Source organism: Streptomyces sp. NPDC059003, assembly GCF_042740445.1.
Taxonomy (GTDB): domain Bacteria; phylum Actinomycetota; class Actinomycetes; order Streptomycetales; family Streptomycetaceae; genus Streptomyces.
This window is the reverse complement of record NZ_JBHYJH010000414.1, coordinates 1-2,063: the sequence shown is the minus strand read 5'-3', so window position 1 is coordinate 2,063 and position 2,063 is coordinate 1. Positions and strand designations below refer to the sequence as shown.

The following is a 2,063-nucleotide window of genomic DNA, read 5'->3' as shown; positions in this document are numbered from 1 at the left end:
TGCGCCGACGCCGCCACGATCACCCGAACAGGAACCCTGTTCGATCACACCCGCTCACCCTCGGAATGCGGATGGCTTCTCAGCCCCATCGAGTTCGAGGAGAAGCACTATACCGAGCGCGCGACGGCCGAACCAACGAACTTGATCACCCGTCGCCCCTCCTGACCAGCTGATCAGCGGCTCCTGAGTAACGGGGAACTTCAGTGTTTCGCCGGTATCGGCTGCGGGTGCCACAGCTCCCTCCTGCTGTGCGGATGTGGGTCGGGACGGTGTGCCAGTGTCGGTCGTCTGAGCTGGAAATCGGCACCGGGCCGCCCCGCCCGGTGGGACTCGAACTCCAGTCGGGAATAGACTCAGTGCACTACTACCTGGCCGGACGTCGGATCCGCGCTACCCACCGCAAGTTTGCGCGCTTGAGAACGCTAGTGGGGGAGCGAGGAAGGCCGACCCGGTCGAAGCGGGAGACCGTCTTGGGGAGGGAAGATGCCTCGCATAGCCAACCATCAGCTACAACAGCTGCTCGGCGAGGCGGGCTGCAGCCGCGCGCGGCTCGCGGCCATGGTCCGGGCGGTAGCCACGGAGAACGGCCATACCCTTGCCTGTGACGCTTCGATGGTGTCCCGGTGGGTGCACGGCACCCGCCCGCGCGCACTGGCTGCGGCCTGCCTCGTGGAAGCTCTCGGGCGGTGCCTGGGCTGGCCCGTCACCGCGCAGGATGCCGGCCTCACCCACGCTCCCGCCGGGTGGATGGGCACGTCCTGGGAGTCGGATCCAGTGCGCGTGCTGTCCGCTCTCACGCGCAGAGAAGTTGGCCCGAGGCACCAGGAATTACCCGGTGCGGGCCTGTACAGCCTGGCCGCCCTCACACTCCCCGACTTCACCCAGCTCACCGCTCGTGCCAGAGCACGCGCAGACCGCCCCGTCCCGTCGGATGGCCGACGGGTGGGGCGCTCGGAGGTGGAAGCGGTGCACACGGTGGGCGCGTTCTTCGCCCGCACCACTTCCCTCTACGGCGGCGGCCACGCCCGCACCGCGTTCACATGCTACCTCGCCCACGACGCCACCGCCTGGCTGAGCGCCCCCGCCACCGACAGCGTGCACCGCCAGCTGCTGACCGGGATCGCCCAGCTGGCCATCCTGCTCGGCAACATGTGTGCCGATGACTTCCAAGATGCCCTCGCCCAGCACTACCACCGCACTGCAGCCCACCTGGCCGCAGACGCCCACGACCCCGCCACCTATGCCCTCGCCCTGCGCGCTATGGCCACCCATGCCCACGAACTCGGCCACTACCAGCAAGCTCTCACCATCGCCCGCCAGGCCGCCTGCACCGCCCGCCACCACGCCCCCGCCCTTACCCGCGCCTACATCCAATCCCAGCTCGCCGTCGCCGAAGCACGCACCCACCACACCCGCCCCGCTCTGACTGCATTGAAGACCGCCGAACACCTCTACAGCCAGGCTGACCCCACTACCTCCGGCCCCTTCACCCATTACACCCCTGCCGACCTCCACTTCCAACAAGCCCGCATCCATGCAGCCCTCAACAACCACACGGGCACCCTGGCCGCCCTCACCACCTCCTTACGCACCCGCCCCTCCACCAGCCGCCGTGCCTATGCCCTCACCCTCGCCTATCTTGCGGAGACTCACCTCCGCCGAGGACACCTCGAATCAGCACTCGCCGCCTGGGAGCACTTCCTCAACAACTACCCTGCCCTCCACTCAGCCCGCGCCACCCGCCGCCTCAACATCATGCGCCAACTCCTGCGTCCCCACACCACCCACCCCGCCGCCGACGCTCTCCTCCACCGCGCCATCCAGCTCCACTGAAACAACCACCTGCGTCCCCCATAGCCCCTCCCGCTCCCACAGACAGGTGCATCTCGCATGACCGCAGCGGCAATACACGGATCTTCCATACCGTCTACCTACACCCACCGCCCGACTTCCGGAGCGCGACACGCCTGCCCCCGTACCTCACATCACCCAGCAGGGTCATGGGGCTTGCAAAGCTTTCGGTGTAACTGGTGTGGTTTCTGGTTCAGTTGTGGGCTGCTGAG

The 2,063-nt window shown here is 67.6% G+C and carries 1 protein-coding gene; it reads left to right on the top strand.

The genetic code is table 11. The annotated features are described in order from the left end of the window. Positions 1–966: 966 nt before the first annotated feature. Positions 967–1,833, top strand: coding sequence for a tetratricopeptide repeat protein (locus ACFWZ5_RS46205; RefSeq protein ID WP_384893287.1), 867 nt, complete (start codon positions 967–969; stop codon positions 1,831–1,833). Positions 1,834–2,063 lie beyond the last annotated feature (230 nt).